The organism is Xylanibacter rarus (genome assembly GCF_001275135.1).
Lineage (GTDB): Bacteria > Bacteroidota > Bacteroidia > Bacteroidales > Bacteroidaceae > Prevotella > Prevotella rara.
This window is the reverse complement of record NZ_LFQU01000043.1, coordinates 1-20,566: the sequence shown is the minus strand read 5'-3', so window position 1 is coordinate 20,566 and position 20,566 is coordinate 1. Positions and strand designations below refer to the sequence as shown.

At 45.8% G+C, this 20,566-nt stretch carries 7 protein-coding genes; 6 read left to right on the top strand and 1 reads right to left on the bottom strand.

The genetic code is table 11. From position 1 onward, the window contains the following. Nucleotides 1-363 precede the first annotated feature (363 nt). On the bottom strand, nt 364-636 hold the full coding sequence (locus ACU52_RS13705) for an HU family DNA-binding protein (protein ID WP_021853382.1): 273 nt from the start codon (nt 634-636) through the stop codon (nt 364-366). A gap of 211 nt (nt 637-847) precedes the next feature. On the opposite strand from ACU52_RS13705, the gene ACU52_RS13700 reads away from it, so the two are divergent. The 6 genes from ACU52_RS13700 to ACU52_RS13675 all read left to right on the top strand — a co-directional run bounded on the left by ACU52_RS13700 (nt 848) and on the right by ACU52_RS13675 (nt 19,753). Continuing rightward, entirely contained in the window at nt 848-1,771 is a 924-nt protein-coding gene (locus ACU52_RS13700) for a rhomboid family intramembrane serine protease (protein ID WP_053399197.1), read from the top strand. Between the two features lie 26 nt (nt 1,772-1,797). After that, on the top strand, nt 1,798-2,883 hold the full coding sequence (locus ACU52_RS13695) for an endonuclease/exonuclease/phosphatase family protein (RefSeq protein ID WP_053399196.1): 1,086 nt from the start codon (nt 1,798-1,800) through the stop codon (nt 2,881-2,883). A 107-nt stretch (nt 2,884-2,990) separates the two neighbouring features. After that, nucleotides 2,991-5,987: a protein translocase subunit SecDF gene (gene secDF / locus ACU52_RS13690; protein ID WP_053399195.1), complete on the top strand. Its 2,997-nt coding sequence runs from the start codon at nt 2,991-2,993 to the stop codon at nt 5,985-5,987. Nucleotides 5,988-7,128: 1,141 nt separating this feature from the next. Then, nucleotides 7,129-9,684, top strand: coding sequence for a T9SS type A sorting domain-containing protein (locus ACU52_RS13685; RefSeq protein ID WP_147630887.1), 2,556 nt, complete (start codon nt 7,129-7,131; stop codon nt 9,682-9,684). 75 nt (nt 9,685-9,759) lie between these two features. Further along, nucleotides 9,760-13,068: a M6 family metalloprotease domain-containing protein gene (locus ACU52_RS13680; RefSeq protein ID WP_082335306.1), complete on the top strand. Its 3,309-nt coding sequence runs from the start codon at nt 9,760-9,762 to the stop codon at nt 13,066-13,068. 13 nt (nt 13,069-13,081) lie between these two features. Next, the gene (locus tag ACU52_RS13675) at nt 13,082-19,753 is read left to right on the top strand and encodes a rhamnogalacturonan endolyase family protein (protein WP_147630886.1); all 6,672 of its coding nucleotides are present in this window, start codon (nt 13,082-13,084) and stop codon (nt 19,751-19,753) included. Nucleotides 19,754-20,566: the final 813 nt, after the last annotated feature.

Genomic DNA, 20,566 nt, shown 5'->3' with positions numbered 1-20,566 from the left:
CTATTTCTTATTCTTACAAATTCTTTTTTTCACAGATTACTTATTTCCTGTTCCCTTTCTTTTATAGTTTTATTGATGCGCCTGAGTCTGGCATTATGCTGCTGCATGATGCTTTTGTTTTATCATGCGCAAGGTTGATCTTTAAGTTTTTGTATAAGTCTTACCGTCTGCTTTTCAGATGCCTGATATGCCTGTGAAAAACATGGTCTGAATATTCTAGCTTAAAGTGAAAATTCTGTATGTTTGCTTGCCGTTTTCTCATAAATGGCGGTGCTGACATGCTTCAGCGCATCAGCCGGTGGGGATAAACAAAAAAGCCTGCATCCGCATGGATACAGGCTTATGTATTTTCGAAGCTTTTATTTAGTTCAAAGCATCAGTTAATTCTGCTCCGGCCTTGAATTTCGCAGCCTTCTTAGCAGCAATCTGTATCTTCTCCTTTGTAGAAGGATTGATACCCTCGCGAGCCGGGCGCTCGTTAACGCTGAATGTTCCAAAGCCAACAAGTGCAACTTTATCTCCTGCTACGAGAGCGTCTTTGATGGCTGCAACGGTTGCGTCGAGTGCTTTCTTTGAATCAGCTTTTGACAAACCTGAGCCAGCAGCTATTTTTTCAATAAGTTCTGTTTTGTTCATAATTAAAATTGTTATTAAAATATTAGAGTATAAAATTATCCCAACCTATTTTTATCGCAAATATAGCCTAATCATTTTATTTGTCAAACAAAAATAAAAAAAGTGAAGAATTTAATGAAAAAAAGTTGGTATATGCCCTGCTTTATGCTATATAACAGATATTTTTAGTATTTTTGCCGACGTTTATTATGCTAGAAAAATTATTTTGAGTATGTTCAGAATACCTGCTATTACAAAGAATTTGCTGATTATCAATGTGCTTATGTTCGCCGCCACATGGGTGTTCGGCCGTCAGGGCATCGACTTGAACAGCGTGTTTGGACTTCACTTCTTCCTTGCGCGCGATTTCCAGATATATCAGCTTTTCACTTATATGTTCATGCATGCCGGATTCACGCATCTGTTCTTCAACATGTTTGCCCTGTGGATGTTCGGCTGCGTGGTTGAGAATGTGTGGGGACCTAAGAAGTTTCTCTTCTATTATATGGTCTGCGGAGTCGGTGCCGGACTTATACAGCTTATAACACAGTTTGGCGAGTTCTACATGCTTGCCAGCGACCAGATACCGGGCTTTGGCTTCGGCGATATAATGGCTGTGGCGCATAACAGTTCGGCTATTCTCAATCTTTGGACAACAGTAGGCGCGTCTGGTGCCATTTACGGTGTGCTGCTTGCTTTCGGCATGCTGTTTCCTGAGGAGCGCCTGTTCATATTTCCGCTTCCGCTGCCGATAAAGGCCAAGTGGTTTGTGTGCATCTACATCGTTGTTGAGCTGTTGTCGGCTCTCGGCACGTCAAACAGCAGTGTGGCTCATTTCGCCCACCTCGGTGGTATGCTCTTCGGATGGCTGCTGATAAGATACTGGCGCAACAATCCGGGCGGAGGATCTTTCGGAAGGTCGAAGGGACAGCAGTTCTTCGACAACCTGAAGAGCAACTGGGAGCGCCGCTCTCACCGCAAGTCGGACAATGCCGGAGGATATGACAGGACAAGAAACGAATCAGACTGGGACTATAACGCCCGCAAGAAGGCTGAACAGGACGAGATAGACCGCATACTCGACAAGGTTAGACGAAGCGGATACGACAGCCTGAGCGAGGAGGAAAAACGTAAACTCTTTGACGGAGGAAAATAGCACATGACGGATGTGCTTCATTGTGAATGAAAAAAATTAAAGACCTTACTTTGCAGATAATAGCCGGGGCCAATGTGGCAACGGCTGTTACCATGTTTCTGGTAGGCCTGTCGGACCGCATCAATCCGACAGAGCATCCTATAATGGCCAATATCGGACTGATATTTCCCGGCTTTATATTTATCAATTTCTGCTTTCTAGTCTTTTTCGCGGTGTTCAGGCGCAGGTACATGCTTATTTCCCTGCTTGGCTTTGTTGTCAGCTATTCTTCCGTGCGTACTTACTGGCCGCTAAACATCAGCCGCGACGTGCCGCCTGGCTCGATAAAGGTGATGTCGTATAATGTGCATAATTTTGCCAGCGACAATGCCCCCGAAGGACACGACAATCCGATACTTGAATATATAATAAATTCAGACGCTGATATAGTGTGTCTGCAGGAGGCAGTTATAACTGATAATTTACGCAATGCCGTAAAGGATGTATACAACTATGTTGACTCGGTGAGAAGTAAGAACGGTGGAGATTGTCTTGTGTTGCTGAGCAAGTATCCAATAAAATCAAGTGAACGTATAGAGTATGAATCGAAGAACAATGTCAGTGCGGCATTTAGAGTTGTTGTAGATGAAGAGATAGTTACGGTAATTAATAATCACTTTGAGACTTCCGGTCTGTCGCTTGCCGACCGTGCCGGCTTCAAGGACATGGTTAAGGGCAAGGCGGGCAGCGACACGATGAGGGCTGAGTCGAAACGCCTGGCAGTAAAGCTGGGAGAGTCGGCCAAGATACGTGCGCCGCAGGCTGAGGCCGTGGCCGAATATGTGAGGAATAGCGGCGACAACGTGATTCTTTGCGGCGACTTTAACGACAACCCCATATCGTACACTCACCGTACTCTGGCGCGCGAGCTTACCGACTGTTATGTTGAGTCGGGCAACGGTCCGGGCATATCCTATCACCACAACGCCATCTTTGTGCGCATAGACAACATAATGTGCTCAAAGCTGTGGCAGCCCTATAAGTGCAAAGTTGACCGAAGTATCGGCTATTCAGACCATTACCCCATTTATTGTTGGCTCAAAAAGCGTGGAAAGGATAAAAATAACCGCTAAAATGAATAATAAGAGGCATTAAATTTTTCAAAGTTTAAAAAAATAATTATCTTTGTGCCCTATTAATATCAAACTCGAAAAAACATTAAAAATTAATAATAATCAAAATGCAAAACAAAGGAATTGTAATTGTTACAGCCGTCTTACTGACGCTTGCAAGCATTTTCTATTTGTCTTTCTCTGTCGCAACAAGCTATTACGACAGTCAGGCAGCAAAGATTAAAGACCCGATTGACCAGCAGAACTACAAGGATTCTGTTAAATATCTGGGTATTTATTCTTACCAGAAGTGCTTGGAGACGCAGATTGGTCTGGGTCTTGACCTTAAAGGCGGTATGAACGTAATCCTCGAGATTTCTGTTCCTGATGTTGTAGACGTGCTAGCTGACCACAAGACAGACGCTGCCTACGTTAAATCAATGGAACAGGCTAAGAAGGAGGAAGAGACAAGTCAGAGTGATTTTATCTCTCTTTTCATTAAGTATTATCATCAGAATGCGCCCGGACATCGTCTGGCTGAAGTTTTTGCCACACAGCAGCTTAAGGGCAAGGTGAGCACACAAAGCTCTGACGCTGAGGTGGAGAAGGCTCTGCGCGAAGAGGTTCAGTCGGCTATCGACAACTCTTACAACGTAGTGCGCAACCGTATCGACAAGTTCGGCGTTGTTCAGCCCAATATCCAGAAACTTGAGGGACAGCAGGGCCGTATCATGGTAGAAATGCCTGGTATCCGCGAGCCTGAGCGTATCCGTAAACTTCTTCAGGGTAGCGCCAACCTCGAATTCTGGGAGACATTCAACAGCGAAGAGGTTACTCCGTATCTGGCTCAGATCAACCAGCGCCTTGCTGCCGGTTCGTCTGCTACAGCCGCTGACACAACTGCCGTAAGCGACAGCACAGCTGCCAAGGCTGAGCCTGCAAAGGCAGAGGCTAAGCCTAAGTTCCAGATAAAGAACGACGCAAAGAGCGCTGCCAAGGCTACTGAAACTGATGCACAGCTCGCTCTCGCAAAGAAGCAGAATCCTCTGCTGGCTATGTTGCAGTTGGCTCCGCAGGGCTCATTGAGCGTTGTAGGATATGCTAACGTACGCGATACAGCAGCAATCAACAAGATTATCACATCTGAACTTGCCAAGCAGGTGCTCCCGTCTAACCTGAAACTTCTTTGGGGTGCTAAGCCTGCTGACGGACTTTCTGTAAAGAATGTGTTCGAACTTTATGCAATAAAGGTTACACAGAGCAACGGACGTGCTCCGCTTGAAGGCGACGTGATAACAGATGCTACAGACCAGTTTAACAACGTTACAGGTGCTCCTGAGGTAAGCATGACCATGAACTCAGACGGTGCACGCCGCTGGGCAGCCCTTACAAAGGCTAATGTGGGTAAGGCTATTGCCATCGTGCTCGACGATGCTGTTTACAGCGCACCTCGAGTTAACGGCGAAATCCCCGGCGGACAGTCTTCTATCAGCGGAAACTTCACTATCGAGGATACCAAGGACCTTGCCAATACTCTTAAGTCTGGACGTATGCCTGCTCCGGCACGTATCGTTCAGGAGGACGTCGTAGGCCCTTCACTCGGTGCACAGTCAATCCAGCAGGGTCTTATCTCGTTCGTTGTAGCCTTCGTATTGCTGATGATCTACATGATCGTCATGTACGACCTGATTCCGGGTATGATGGCCAACTTGGCACTTATACTTAACCTCTTCTTTACGTTAGGTATTCTAACCTCCTTCCAGGCGGCGCTGACCATGCCGGGTATTGCCGGTATCGTGCTGTCATTGGGTATGGCCGTCGACGCTAACGTGCTTATCTATGAGCGTACCAAGGAAGAGTTACGCAAGGGCAAGCAGCTCAAGCAGGCTATCGAGGCCGGCTATGGCAACGCCTTCTCTGCTATCTTCGACTCTAACCTTACCTCAATCATAACAGGTGTCATCCTTTATGTCTTCGGTACAGGTCCTATCCGCGGATTCGCCACAACTCTTATAATCGGTATCTGCTGTTCATTCTTCACAGCCGTTTATCTTACACGTCTCGTTTATGAGCACAAGATGAAGAAAGACAAGTGGCTGAACCAGAACTTCACAACAAAGATATCTCGTAAGTTCCTGCAGGGCACAAACATCGGCTTTATGTCAATGTATCGTAAGACCTTCACAATCGCAGGTATTGCAGTTGTGCTGTTCGCTATCAGCTTCGCAGTTCGCGGTCTCAGCAAGAGCATCGACTTCACAGGTGGACGTAACTATGTAATCAAGCTTGAGAAGGCCGTAGAGCCTGAGCAGGTAACTGCAGTGCTCCGTCCGGCATTCCCGAACAGTACAGTGAGCGCAATTGCATTGGGTACAGACCACAAGACCATCCGTATTTCAACTAACTATAAGATTGACTCTAACAATCCGGCAGTTGACAACGAGGTAGAAGACATCCTGTTCAAGTCGCTCTCAAGCGCAGGCATGGTGACACAGAAGAGCGTAGAGGTGTTCAAGAATCCTGATGTACGTGCAGGCGGCTCTATTATCAGTAGTGCCAAGGTGGGTCCGTCAGTTGCTAAGGATATCACATACGGAGCTATCATAAGCGTCATATTCGCTCTTATAGCTATCTTCTTATACATCCTCATCCGTTTCCACAATGTTGCCTTCTCTGTTGGTTCAACAGTTGCTCTGGCTCTCGATACGATAATCGTTATCGGCTTCTATTCAGCATTGTGGGGTCTGGTTCCGTTCTCTCTCGAAATCGACCAGACGTTCATCGGAGCTATCCTTACCGTTATCGGTTATTCAATCAACGATAAGGTGGTTGTGTTCGACCGTATACGTGAGAACCTCGGACTGTACAAGAAGCGTGACTACTGGACAATATTCAACGACTCTCTGAACGAGACATTGGCACGTACAATCAACACGTCTTCAACAACGTTGCTGGTATTGCTCTGTATCTTCTTCCTTGGAGGTGACAGCATCCGCAGCTTCTCGTTCGCAATGATTCTCGGTGTTGTATTCGGTACACTGTCTTCAATCTTCATTGCAGCTCCTATTGCTTACATCACTTTAGGTCGCAAGGCCAACAAGACATCAGAGGTTAAGGCTGCATAAGTGTTTTACTGAATAAGACGTTAAGTCATATATTCAATATAAATAGGGTGGATACGCATCAATGTGTATCCACCTTTTTTGTATGTTCTTATGTATGGCTTTCCTGTGTTCTGTCACAGATTTTGGGCTGCTGTAAGAATATTTTTCATTAGTAACTCATTACACGTTGTAATTTGCTGTAATGTCCTGACAAACAGAGAGTTAGAACGTGATGAGTTGGGCTGTCAACTCGTCACGCAGATATCATGGAGAGAATCATATATTTGAAGTCAACCAAATTTAGGTAAGGACAACAAGATAATGATTTACTTGTTGCGTGATGAGTTTAATACTCAACTTGTCACATTACATATCTCTGAAACACAATATGTTATGTTCGGATATGACGAGTGATGAGTTTTTCGTTAAATTATGCTGAGATGATTATAATGCTTTTTGTTAATTGTATAAGCTGGCAAACCATTGTTATTCATAAATGTCTTGATTAGGAATATTCAAATATGGTTAATGACGGATATTGGATGAGTGGTATTATTTTATGTATAAAACTTAGAATTTTTAAATTTTAATGTATTGTTCCATGTTATGCAAAATATACCTAAATGTATCATGAAAGATATGCTTTTGTATGCTGAAATGTGGCCTTTTGATTCATGACATGGCTCCTTTTGCGGATGTGTATTCTCCTTTCTTAAGCAATCGTGATTTGTATAAAATATAATATTTTCTGTAAATTAACGATTTCTTGCCTTGGTGTCTACTTGAAAATATATATAGCTTATTTTACCGTTCTGTAAGCTTGGTAGCCATTTTTATTATATGTATTTTTAAATATAATGTATCTGTCTATAACATATTTTTACGAGTGTTTATTTTGTAATTTATGTGAAATTACTATTAAATTGTATGATATCGACTTGAAAAAGTTATTATTCGTATTAAAAATAACGAAATATATCTATAATAATTATATTAATGTATATTAATTCGAATTTTATTACATAATCTTTTGCTGATATTAAAAAATATTACTATATTTGCACTATAAAATATAAGATAAGGGTAAATCTAAACTCAAATTGATAAGATAATACGTCGTTTGTCGCAAAAACAATAACATTATAACATTAAATTAGTGCTTATGAAGAAGTTAATACTTTTAACATTTCTACAATTTTGTTTATGCAGTTTGTTTGCGCAGACTGATGTCTCTACGGCATTAGATTTGCAGGTTGGAACAAACAGTTATGATCTGACAGGTCAGTCGGGCTATGTTACTTTGTATTATAAGTATACAGCACCGGCTGAGTCAGGACAATTGCTGACTTTTACAACCGTCAAAGGTGAAGGGTTAAGTTATGTGATGTCTGAAGACGGTACCTACAACAAAATGATTTATGGAATAAACTCTGCAACAGGCAGTATTGTTCCTGTTAAGGCTGGTCAGACGGTTTATCTTATTTTGAACACAAGGGGCGGAAGCGAGATTTCGTTTGACATGAAAGCAGAAAATGCTATTGTCGAAGGTGGACAGACCAAGGAGGAAGCTATCGACGTAACGGGGCAGAGTAACTTCTTTATTCCAAGTAACTATAGTACAGAAACATACTCTTCTGTTACATACCTAAAATATGAGTGCTCAGAAGAAGGTGTGCTCGAGATGACCTTTACAGGCTCTTTGTCAGGCCTGTCTGTCTGCGAGGAAAACAGCAGTGAGGAAACGAGCGTCAGTTTGAGCTATGTCAGCGGTACGGTTGTTGGCAAAACTGAAGTAGAAGCCGGAAAGGTGTATATAATAAAGATTAAGGCTTCCACATCGCCGCTTATCGGTAACTTTGTTATTACGCATCCTACTTTAGGATCTTCGAGTGACTATCCTTTTGAAGGCAAGGCTGTGGATAATGAACTGCCGGCAGAAATAGGTAAATATTGGTATGATTATGTGGCAACGGAAAATGGTTTCGTCATGCTGAAGTCAGAGTCGTATCTCTATGGCGGAACGGTAAGTGTGTATGATGCGTCTTCAATGTACTCGCCGATAGCCACAGTAGACGGATGTTTCCTGGCCCGCTTTAATGTTGTGCAGGGAAGGACTTACCTTATTTGCATAGAGAAGAATGAGTCGACATCGACACCAGACTATTTCGACATGACTTTTGCTGCAGCAGGCGAGGGCGATTCGTTTGACAATCCTATGGCGATAAATCTTGGTGAGAATACACTTCCAGATTATAACGGCACATATTATTATAAAGTAGAAATACCAGGCGAGGCTGAGACTTCAAAGTTCCTGAAGGTAACCAGTGATGCCGAGATGTTGAGCTCAGGAACAAAGGTTTCAATATATGAACAGACTAACATGTATTCGCCGCTGGCGTCAGGCACAAAAGATGTGAAAGCTGAGGTGAAGGGCGGTGCTGCTTATATTATATGCTGGAATCTCGATGAGGATATCAATGGATTTAAATATAATGTCGCTGTTGAAGACATCGGTGAGGGAGAGGTTTACTCAAACCCCATTCAAGCTGTAGTCGGTACCAATAATCTTGAAGGCGTAAACGACAAGTATTTCAGCTATACGGCAACTATGAATGGATGGCTGGTGATAACCCCTTCTGATCCTACAATAAAGGTCGAGTTCCCTATAGTTTCCGGCTCATATGTATCTTATCGTACTGCCGTTCAGAGCGGATTTTCTGTAAAGACAGAAATAGAGAAAGGCACAGAGTATATAATTAAACTGTCAGGTCTTTCAGGTTCAGGCTCTTTTGAACTTGAGGAAGCTGAATATGCCGAAGGAGAGTCTCGTGAGACTGCCATTGCCGTTGACGGAACATCAGCCGACGTGCCTATGGCGGCACAGACAACATGGTACAAGTATGTTGCAGCATCTGCAGGCATGCTTGAGGTAAGCTCAGACATCAATTATGAGAACAATGCTTCATATCAGTCGTCTACGGTACGTGTATGGCGTGGAGAAGAAAGTAATTATGTGGATATAACAAAGTCAGACAGTGAAGGTACGCTGTCCTATGGCGATTTCGTGGCGTCTGAGGGAGATATCTTCTATGTTGAGGTAGTAACCTTGTCTGCACAGGAAGGCAAAAAGGTGATGTTCAACTTGCGCGACTTTGAGCCGGGTGAGTCTTCTGATAATCCGATAGAGCTTACCATAGGTGAGAATACGTTGAAGAGTGCAACACGTCAGAATCCTGTATGGTATTATGCTGACCTTGATAAGGGTGAGTTGAAGATAACAGCTGACGCATCTAACTATTACATGATGTCTGTTTACAAGAGCGATGACCTGAACACCGTATTGGCAACATCTAACTACGTGTCTGGTTCTGCGCCTGACTATATAGGTTCTTATGAACTTTCATACGAGGTTGAAACTCCTGGCAGATACATAATGAAGCTGGAGCAGACGAATCCTATTGGTGCTGTAGTGACAGTAACTGCTAATATAGCTACAGGTATATCAGGCACAGGCATGGCAGCTGAGAGAATATCAGCCGGAGCCGGCTGCATATCAGTTACTCCGTCAGCAGAAGGTGCAAGCGTATATGTATACGACCTGACCGGCAAGCTGGTAAGCTCTGCTTATATTAAGGGGCAGACAACATTCAATGTTGAAAAGGGACTGTATGTAGTGAAAGTTGATAACAAGGCAGTAAAAGTAGTTGTAAATAACTGATACAAAAAATTATACACGGAAAAGGTCTGAAGAGTCAGGCCTTTCCGTTTTTTTCATTAACTAATACAAATATCAATGTTAAGATCAAAGAAATTCAGTGCTCTGATTCTGTGTCTCGCGCTTGGCTTCTCGGTCAATGTTTATGGCATCAAGTCTAATCCCCGGCCAGTTACCGTGGTGCAGCCTGATGGCACTACTTTGACTATTAGAATACATGGAGACGAGAATTTTCATTACACGACCACTGTAGACGGCTATCTTATCAGGAAGGACAAGGATGGCTTTTTCAAGTATGAACGGCTGGATGAAAAAAACAAGCTGCGCTTGTTGACTTCACAGCGAGTGAGTAATGTTGGAAAGCGTTCGGCCGACGAACAGAAGTTTCTCGGTCAACTGGTTCCGGTGCGCAAGCAGATGGATTTGCTTATGTCTTTCAGAAAGAAAGATATAAAGCGCCCAGAACAGATTCTTTCGCGTAGTGTTTCTGCACCTCGTATGGTTAAGAGTAATGCTGAAACTAAGGAAAGTGAGTATCTGGTTATCCTTGTCAATTTCAAAGACAAGGCGATGAATTTCAAGAATGAGGATTTTACAAAATGGCTTAACGAGCCGGGCTACTCTGTTGACGGAGGTACCGGAAGCGTGAAAGACTATTATAGAGACAACTCCATGGGGCAGTTTATCCCTAATTTTGTTGTCGTCGGTCCTTACACTCTTGCTCATGAGCAGACTTATTATGCTGCCAATGACGAATCAGCCGGCGGTGACGTAAATCCGCGCGATATGGTTGTCGAGGCACTGACAATGGCCAAGGCCGACAATCCTGACATGGACTTCTCGCAGTTTGATAACGACGGCGACGGATATATGGACAACGTCAACGTTATCTATGCCGGATACAGCGAGGCAAGCACAGGAAATGCAGACGACATGTGGCCTCACTCATGGACCCTTGGAGATCAGGCGTTCAAGATAGACGGCATAACATGTAACAATTACAGCTGCTCTGCCGAGCTTGTCGGAACAAGCGGAGTGAAGATGGATGGTATAGGAACGTTTACTCATGAGTTTGGCCATGTGCTCGGACTTAAGGATATGTACGACACAGACGATTATACTGACGGCTACGGTATAGATCCCGGTGCTTATAGTCTTTATGCATCAGGAAGTTATAACAACGACAGCCGCACACCTCCATGCCTCATGGCCTTTGAACGCATGCAGATGGGATGGTGCTCGCCTGTTGAACTGAAAGACGCTGAGGACGTTACGCTGAAGACTGTTGCGGACAATGAGGCAAGATATATCGACTGCCAGCCCGACAGAACTCCCGGTACTGGCTTTGAGTGGTTTGTGCTTGAGAATCGCCAGCAGACAGGATGGGACAAGTATATCCCGGCCCATGGCCTGCTTATTTACCATTATGACTATACCGACGAGATGGTGGAGAAATACTGGTCGATAAACGGACCTAACAATAATGCCAAGCACAGATGTATGTATATTGTTGCCGCCGATGGCATAGATGATACAAACTCGCGTGCCGGCGACACTTATCCGGGCCGTTCGGGCAATACGGAGTTCTCTCCCACATCATCGCCTGCGGCCATTAACTGGAACGGCGACTCCGTAAACGTATCTGTCACCAACATAAACGAGTCCGACGGACTGGTGACATTCCAAGTTAATGGTGGAGTTACACCTATATCTGTGATACGCACAGAGGTGCCTAAGTCTATTCGTGACACCTCACTGAAGGCAGAGGCTACAATTGTCAAGAAACTTCAAGACGTTAAGTCGATGGGTTTCTGCTGGGCTTTGAAAGACGAACCTACAATAGAAGGAACACACGTGGAGGTTGACGCTGTGTCTGATAAGGTCAGCGCGGAGATAACAGGACTTGAGCCGGGCAGTCTTTACAACGTGCGTGCATATATGGTTATGGCAGACAATTCTGTCGTATATGGTGCTTCTGTTCCTGTCACCACGGAGTGTAAGGTGATGGAGGCTCCTTATATTGGAGATTTTACTTCATGGACAAACGGTGAACTTGACTGCTGGAATATAGTAGACAACAACGGCGACGGAACTACATGGATTTATGATGAGACGACAGAAGGCGTAGTATATCAGTTTGACTACTGGAACGATGCTGACGACTGGCTTATTTCGTGCCGCATGAAGGTTCCGGAGAATGGCGCTTTGTATTTTATACGAGGTGTGATGGAGTCAACCACTGTTGAAGACTTGGATGTATACGTATCGACTGAGTCAAGAGATATCAGTGATTTCCATCTGCTCAAGCGTTTCTCTTTTGCAGACAGCTTTGGCGAAGCCGTTCCTGAAGAGGTTGACCTTAAGGATTATGCAGGCAAAGAAGTGTATATCGCTTTTGTATGCAAATCGAAGAAACTTCAGACAAACCTGTGGCTATGGCAATTCTATCTTACAGAGAAGCTCGGAAAGCCTCAGATTACCAATTTTGGACTTAAGGACAACAGTACACTGCAGGTTGATTGGACTCCGGTTAAAAACGCATCAAAATATTATCTTGATTTTGCTGAAGTAACAGACGAAGTGTTCAACAATACTGTGTTCGTTCCGTTGAGCGATTTTGCTGATATTACGGGCGATGTCGAAGTAAGAGCCGGTACACTTTCATTCTATGGTAATGGAGTTGTAGAGACACGTGACTATCCTGAAGGAATAACCGACTGTAAATTTATCCTTAAGTCAGGCGGTCCTTATGGCACGAGTGTAGTTAAGATAGAAGGAACTGTAGATGGACAGACGTGGGAAACTGTAGGTCCGGCTAAGGAGGTAAGCTCGCTTGACACTGAAGGCTCTGAGGTGTTGTTGGAGAATTATGTAAAAGACAAGAAGTACCGCAAGATGCGCTTCTCGCTCAATTACGGCGGCCGTACAGCTACAATCAACTATCTCACAATGTCTTATAACGATGGCTATGTATGGGATATGCTTGCTTCAGGAGCGACACCTGATGACGGTACGACGATGACTATCGGCGAGACTTCTGCCGGTGAATTCCTCACAGGCAAGACTTATGCCATTACGGTAACTGCAGGTGACGGTTCTCTATTTTATGACTCTTCCGAGCCAGCTTACTTCAAATATGATGCAACAGGTGTGTTCGTTCCTGTAGGCGGCGACCTCTATGCAACGGCCGGCAGGGGCATGGTGATTCTTGGCGGTCTGCATGCCGGTGACAAGATAACTTGTGCTTCACCTTCGGGACAGATTCTTTATTCGGGTGTGGCCGACGGCGATGCATGCAAGTTTGCGCTGCAGGGCTATAAAGGCGTGACAATTGTTAAGGTGTCTGGAAATGAACACGAAAAAACATTCAAATTGATGGTTAAATAAAATGTGTTTTGAGATGAAATATATTGGATATTTTCTTTCAGTATTGGCTTCAGCTGCGGCTCTGAGCGTATCAGCTGCCGACAGCTTAAGAGTAAAGCCAAAGCATATAGCTCCGCCTCCGGCAGCACAGCATTGGGCTGCCCCTACGCGGATGTCGTTGCAGGGAACGGCCGACGGCGTTCCTGACGGACTGCACATGGTTGGAGTAGACGACAAGACTGTTACTTTGCAGTGGAACAGTCCGGAGCCTACCGACGGATATTATGATGACTTTGAAGGCCATCCTGACTTTGTCATCAACTCTCCCGGCAGTGTAGGGTGGGAGTATCTTGACATGGACAATGAACAGACATATACATGGGCTGCGACATCGTTTCCTAATCAGGGCAACAAGATGGCATTCATCGTTATGAATGTGGCAAAGACAACTCCGTCTGTTGCCGACGTTCCCGATGCAAAGCCATATTCTGGCACGAAGATGCTGGTTGACTTTGCCGTTCAGGGTCAGAGCAACGACTTTATTATATCGCCTGAGCTGAACTTTGACAGAGACTTCCAGATAAGCTTCAGGGCAAAGAGCTATAATGACACTTATGGCCTTGAACGCATCCGTGTGGGATATTCAACCACTGGCAAGCGTGCTTCTGACTTTATATGGGTTTCAGATGGCGACTATGTAGAGGTGCCTACCACATGGACACTGATGAGCTATAAGATACCTAAGGACGCAAAATATGTTACGATAAACTGTGTATCGAATGAGGCTTTCATGTTATTTATCGATGACATTTTTGTCGGCACTAACAACGTGCGCCCGCTTAAGGCTGCTGCAAGCAATCCGCTCGTTGGATTCAACTTGTACAGAAATTCTGTCAAAGTAAATGCTGAACCTATTGTTAGTCTTGTATATTCTGACGAGGTGCCCGACTACGGCAACTACACTTATACCGTTACGGCTGTTTATGAAGATGGCACCGAGACAGGAATGTCAGAGTCTGTCAATGTGGAAGTGCCCGACATAAGGCTTCTTCCTTTCGAAGACGACTTCAGTTCGTGGGTGCTTGATGCCGACAAGTGGTCGACACCTGCTGACGATGCCGGTAATCCAAGTAAGTGGAGTGTAGATTATTATACCTATGGTCTTGTTGATCCTTGTGCTGCATATCAGTATTCTTCTTTGAAGAACTATTCACAGTCGCTGATTTCGAGACAGCTCAATACAACAGATGTCAAGAACACATGGCTGCGTTTCGACCTTCGTATGCTCAACTATAACAGCACCACGGGCGACACACTCTCTGTAGAAGTGTCGTGCGACGGCAAGAATTGGACACGCTGCAAGTATTATCTGAGCGACGAGGGTACATATTCATGGCGCCAGGAGCTGATAGATCTCAGCCCGTATCTTACGGGGAATCTTTTCCAGGTACGTTTCCGTGCCCATGGTGAGGAGGCTTTCTATATCGACTATTGGTATGTTGACGACATAAAGGTATGGAATCCTGAATGGACTTCAGCCAGCCTGACAGTTCTCGCAGGTGGAACTCCATTTGCCGGGTGCAGCATCTCGCTCGAAGGTGACGGCGGAGGCAGATATAATGCTAAGGCTGGTGCTGACGGCAAGATTAGCTTTGAGAAGATTGAGGCTGACACATATACCATTGTCATTGACGAGGAAGGCCATAACCTATATAAGGGTAAATGGATCGTTGAGAACTCTTCAGCTAACGACGAGGTCGTAAATGTAACTACTCCGGCTCTTTCTGTCAGTGAGACTGAGCTGCATGAAGACCTTAATGTTGAAGATAAAGTTGAAAAGACCGTGACGCTTGAAAATACAGGCGACGGTGAGGTTATGTGGCGCATGCTGGCTGACCACGAGATAGGTTCTGGCGACATATCTGGCCGCTTCCAGCTGCAGCAGAGCTTCGGCGCATCGGGCGATTTGCAGTCGGCCATCGTTTTCGACGGAGAATATTTCTACACATCTTCATGGTACAACATTGGCAAGTTCTATAAGTACGACCGCAACGGAAGATTCATTGAAGAGTTCGATGTTGAGGGCATGTACTATAAGGTGGACGATATGGCGTTCGACGGAACTTATTTCTACGGAAGCGATGACACTAATGTCATCTATCAGCTCGACCTGCGCAACAAACGGCTTGTCAAGACTATAACCATTGTTGACGATCCTAAGATAAACATCACCCACATTGCCTACGACCCAAGGAGCGATGAGTTCTGGGCAGGCGGTTCTAACACTATATGCCGCATTAACCGTGAAGGCAAGATAACTTCGGCCATGCGCAACATTTCTGACGAAGAGAGTCTTGACGTGTACGGTTCTGCTTACGACAATACAACTCCCGGCGGTCCTTATCTGTGGCTCTCACATGAGGAGATGTCTTATCAGGGCGTTGACCGCATCGTGCTGCGCCAGTATAACCTCAATACACGCAGGCTTACTGATGTTAAGCACGAGGTTTCTGACACGCCTGATTATCAGTACACGCCGATGATATATGGCGCCGGAATAGAGACAACAACCAGTCTGTTTGACGGAACATTGTCGTTGGTGGGCATAATGGAGCAGTCACCGGCCCGAATTTATGTGTACAAGCTGTGTGATGCAGGCGACTGGCTCTCTTATTCGCCAAAGGCTGGAGTGCTGAAGGCCGGCGAGAAGCAGGAAGTTAAGATTACTTATAATGCCATAAAGGGTGTTGTGGGCAAGGATTATTCTGCTGATCTCAATATATTCACTCTGCCAGACGTTGATGCTGGAAAGATAGATGTCAGCTATACGGCTGTCGGTCCTTGCGTCACACCGCGCCCTGTAGAGCTTACGGCATCAAGCGAGAACGGCATTGACGTCAATCTGGTATGGAAGAGCGGCGAGGCAGAGGCTACTCCTTCGGGATACAATGTATATCGCGATGGCGTGCGCCTTAACGAGAAACCATTGGCAGAAACTGCTTATGTTGACAAAAACGTTATACGTGGCGAATATAAATACACTGTTACGGCTATCTATAATGACGTAGAGACCAACCATTCTGACTCTGTTGTCTACAAGATGACCGTGGGAGCTCCTTACTTCGCACCGACAGGACTCAGCGCCAGTGTGTCTGAAAACAAGAATGTATCGCTGGCATGGACCCAGCCCGGACTTACACGTCAGGATGAGGCCACTCTGCGTTACGACGACGGCACATGCAGCACGAGCGTCGGACTTGCCGACGGCGGCATCTTCTGGATTGGAGCCAAGTGGACTGGCGACGACCTCATTGAGCATCGCGGCATGAAGCTCGACAAGGTTGACGTTTATGTTAAGGAGCTTTGTCAGGCCCTTTCTCTTAAGATATACAAGGACGGTGAGGCCGTACGCACACAGACTGTAAAGTCTTCTGACATCAAGTACGGACAGTTCAACACCGTTACTCTCAGCGAGCCTCTGACCGTTGAGCGCGGACACGACTATATTGTTGCGTTCATCGTGGCACACGATGCGGGCATGATGCCTATAGGTATGGATGCCGGAACGGCCGTAGAGGGAAAGAGCAATCTTATATCAACCGACGGCTCAGAGTGGTCAACATGCTCACGTATGGGTTGTGGTACGGGTAACGTCAACATTGCCGCTCACTTTGCACCGGCTGACGATGCAGAAGACGCACCTGTAGGCTATGAGGTGTTCCGCGACGACGCTCAGATAACCACGGCTCCTATAAGTGAGCTTACTTATCATGATGAGGTGACAGAGCCTGGCAAACATGTCTACAAAGTACGCTCTGTTTATGCCGACGGCGGCGTGTCTGGCTTCACCTCAGGTGTAACGGCAGAGATACTAGACCTTGGCACTCCTGTTGCTCCAGGCAATATCAACGCTGACGTTGAACTCAACCGCACGGTGCGTCTGCGCTGGGATCTGCCTGTAGAAGGTGGCATGTCGTTCCCGATAGACCTTACGACAACCAAGGTTAACACTAACGACGGCTGTCTTGAGTATATCAACCAGTTTAAGGGCTACATCTCAGGTGAGATGGGCGTGGCTTCAGACGGCGAGTATATCTACACCACGATGCACAGCGTCAAGGGGGCTGTAAACAAGTATACACTTGACGGCGAGTTTGTTGAAGGATTCTCGATAGACGGTGTCGACAACGGAATACTCAACCTTGCATACGACGGCGAGGACTTCTATGCCTCTACAAACGGCAATTGGATTTATAAGATAGACATGGACAAGCGCGTGGCTACAGACACTATCTCTATCTCGGAAGTAGCACGCCATCTGGCTTACATACCTGACCTCGACAACGGCCGCGGAGGCTTTGAGGTTGGCGACTGGGAGACATCCATCTACATCGATAAGCGAGGAAGCAAGCTTAGCACAGGACCGTCTTATCCTGGTGCGGCCGGAACGGCTTATTATAACGGCGTGCTTTATGCCTTCGAGCAGGGTTATGAAAATCCGTATGTAGTGTCGATGTATGACCTTATCACAGGCAAGAAGATGGCTTCTGTCGACCTTAAGGATTATCCCGAACTCAGTCCGGAGACGGGTACGGCTGCTGGTGGCATGTCGCTCATCACTACTAAGGAAGGACTCAACATTCTTGCACTTGCATTGCAGGGACCAACCAGCGCGCGCTTCATCTTCCTTGATCCGGGAACAATACTCGGTCTTGAGGGCTACAACGTTTACCGCAACGATGTAAAGGTGAACGACAAACCGTTGAAATATCGCTCATATACAACCGAGGAAACCGACCCCGGTACATATAGCTATGCTGTACAGACGGTTTATATAGACGGCTCTGTGTCTGACAAGTCTCAGGCAGCTACTGTTACTATTGTCGACGCAGGCGACTGTGTTCCTCCTTCTGACATTAAGGCCGTGCCGGCTGAGTGCGGCTACAACGTTAACCTCTCGTTCGTTGACCCCGCAACCCTCAATGCCGCTGTATATGAGAGCGCTGAAGGACAGACCGATGGTTCTGTATTCGCACGCGAAGGCTGGATAAACAGCAATGATGCATGGACCGTGACATCTGCAACGGCTTATCAGGGCGACAAGTCTGTTGAGGCTGCAGCCGGCAACAGCTCGCTGCTGATAATTCCTGTAGGCGAGGCTGATAATGCCGAGAATCTGTTCTCGTTTGTGGCACGCAATGAGAACGATAGCAAAGGCGTAGGCTCTATTTCTGTCTATACATCGTCGGGCAGCTCTACGTCGGAGGCCGACTTCCAGAAACTGTCAACTGTCACGACAACTGAAAACTGGCAGAAGTTCAGCTTCATACTGCCCGCATCTGTAGCATACGTGGCCTTGCGAAGCGATGCCGACAAGACATCTCAGTATGTTGACGCAGTTTCTGTTGATACAGAAGACCATGCTCTCATACACGGATACTATGTTTATCGCGACGGTGTCAAACTCAATGAAGAGCCTGTCACGACCGTAAGCTACACTGATCATAACCTGCTGCCTGGCACATATAACTATCAGGTGAGCGCTATCTACGTTACTTCCGGTCTGAGCGAGCTGTCAGAGCCTGTTACGGCAGTTGTAGACTATAGCAACAACTATCAGGCTCCGGGCATGCTTTCTGCCGAGAAAACTTCTGATGGAGTGCAGCTTTACTGGAGTGCTCCGGCTATAGGCGACGGCATCAACCTCAGATGGCATAGCGGTACGGCACACGATGCTGCCGGTCTGCCCAGCGGCGGTGGATATTTCGCCGGCGTACAGTGGACATCAGACGATTTGCAGTCTTACGGCCATCTGTCGCTTTCAGAGGTTGAGGTTTATGTAAATAACGTTCCCGACCAGATGTTCTTGCTCGTTTATGAGGGTACCGACCTCGTGCGCCAGCAGTATGTCACTAATCTGCGCCAGTATAGTTTCAACAACATCAAACTGAATACTCCGCTGCAGATTAATCCTGACCGTACGCTCAGAGTGGTACTCTATGTTGAGCACAATGAGATATCTGTACCGCTCGGATACGATGAGGGACCTGCCGTTGTCGGCAAGGGTGACCTCTACTCTTCTGACGGAACTACATGGGAGACACTGACCGACAATGATATCGACGGCAACTGGAACATAACGATAGTGTTGCGTCCTTATGCCGACTTCAGTTCGGCCGCTCTGGCTCCGGCCTTCGGCGCGTTCAACGTCGCATCACGAAAGGCTCCGTCTGCCGATGTCAGACTGCGCACCCAGGCTGTCAGCGAGTCTACGTCGCCACTCTTTGGCTTCGAGGGATACAATGTCTACTGCAACGGAGGCAGACTCACTGCAGCTCCGATAGCCGAGACTTCTTATCTCGACAACACGGCCAAGACTACAGAATACAACGAATATCAGGTTAAGGCTGTTTACTCTGGCTATGGCGAGGTTGGCTCTAACATCGTGCGCGTGTTCACCAGCGGCATAGAGACCGTTGACGGAAACGACGGCATACGCATCACAGCAGACGGCAGCAGCATTTATGTCTACGGACTTGAGGCAGGCATGCCTGTATTTGTCTATGATTCAGCCGGACATGTAGTGGCTACGGCTACAGCCCGTTCTGCCGATGCTGTATGTATCGATATGAACAGCCGCCCCGAAGGTATATATCTGGTTAAGGCCGGCAGTAAGGTTGCCAAACTTAACGTAACCAAGAAATAAACACTCTCTTTCTTTAAAAAAAGGAACGCGCAACAACGGCGCGTTCCTTTTTTATTTAGAAGTAATAATGGAAGATTGAGAAACGAAACTAGGCACAGACCAATTATGATTTGCTGCTTTTATATATATGCATCTTAATTTTTTGATTTTTGCTGAATTAAGACAATATGTATAATTGGTTTAGGTCTTACAACATAAGAATCAAACGTATTTTTTGCTTCGCATAAGAATGCTGTTTCTTGACTGTAAGGCTCCTTGACATATAGTTTGGCTGGTAGTAAAAATTTAGGACAAAATAATTTTTCAATCTAGAAATCTGATATGTAACGGATGTTAAATTTAATGCGCTTGTATGTCTTCTTAATTAACATACGTTTGCTTTTAGCTGTTTTAAACGAGCCAAAACATGCGTTTTTTGTGCCTTAATCTATGACTTTTGAGTAGAAAACGGCCTGCTTTCACTTCGTAAAAGGCCCACTTTCGCACCGTAAGTGGGCGAGTAATATTTTTTAACTCTTGCTGTTTTGTTGCTCAGCGTGCGTAATGTGTTGAATGATAAAGACTTAACATAAACGCCCTATTTGGGGCGTTTTTCATGTAAAATCCCGTATTTGTGAATAGCATCGCTGCTCTGAGAGCGTTAATTGTTCGGCTGACGTCCGAAATGTTTACATTTTAGTCTATGCGTCTATCCCCAAAATGGTTTTTCTCAAGGTCGCCGTTGTGGCGTCATTCGTGCAGTTCAATCTCACCATTGAATGATATCATCTCGCGTTGCTGCGGCATGACGTTTATCGACGCGCTGCCGTTGTC

Excerpts from the sequence above, each read along its gene's own strand:
- ACU52_RS13705 (WP_021853382.1), bottom strand. The coding sequence starts at position 636 with ATGAACAAAACAGAACTTATTGAAAAAATAGCTGCTGGCTCAGGTTTG.
- ACU52_RS13700 (WP_053399197.1), top strand. The coding sequence starts at position 848 with ATGTTCAGAATACCTGCTATTACAAAGAATTTGCTGATTATCAATGTG.
- secDF (WP_053399195.1), top strand. The coding sequence starts at position 2,991 with ATGCAAAACAAAGGAATTGTAATTGTTACAGCCGTCTTACTGACGCTT.
- ACU52_RS13675 (WP_147630886.1), top strand. The coding sequence starts at position 13,082 with ATGAAATATATTGGATATTTTCTTTCAGTATTGGCTTCAGCTGCGGCT.
- ACU52_RS13685 (WP_147630887.1), top strand. The coding sequence starts at position 7,129 with ATGAAGAAGTTAATACTTTTAACATTTCTACAATTTTGTTTATGCAGT.
- ACU52_RS13680 (WP_082335306.1), top strand. The coding sequence starts at position 9,760 with ATGTTAAGATCAAAGAAATTCAGTGCTCTGATTCTGTGTCTCGCGCTT.
- ACU52_RS13695 (WP_053399196.1), top strand. The coding sequence starts at position 1,798 with ATGAAAAAAATTAAAGACCTTACTTTGCAGATAATAGCCGGGGCCAAT.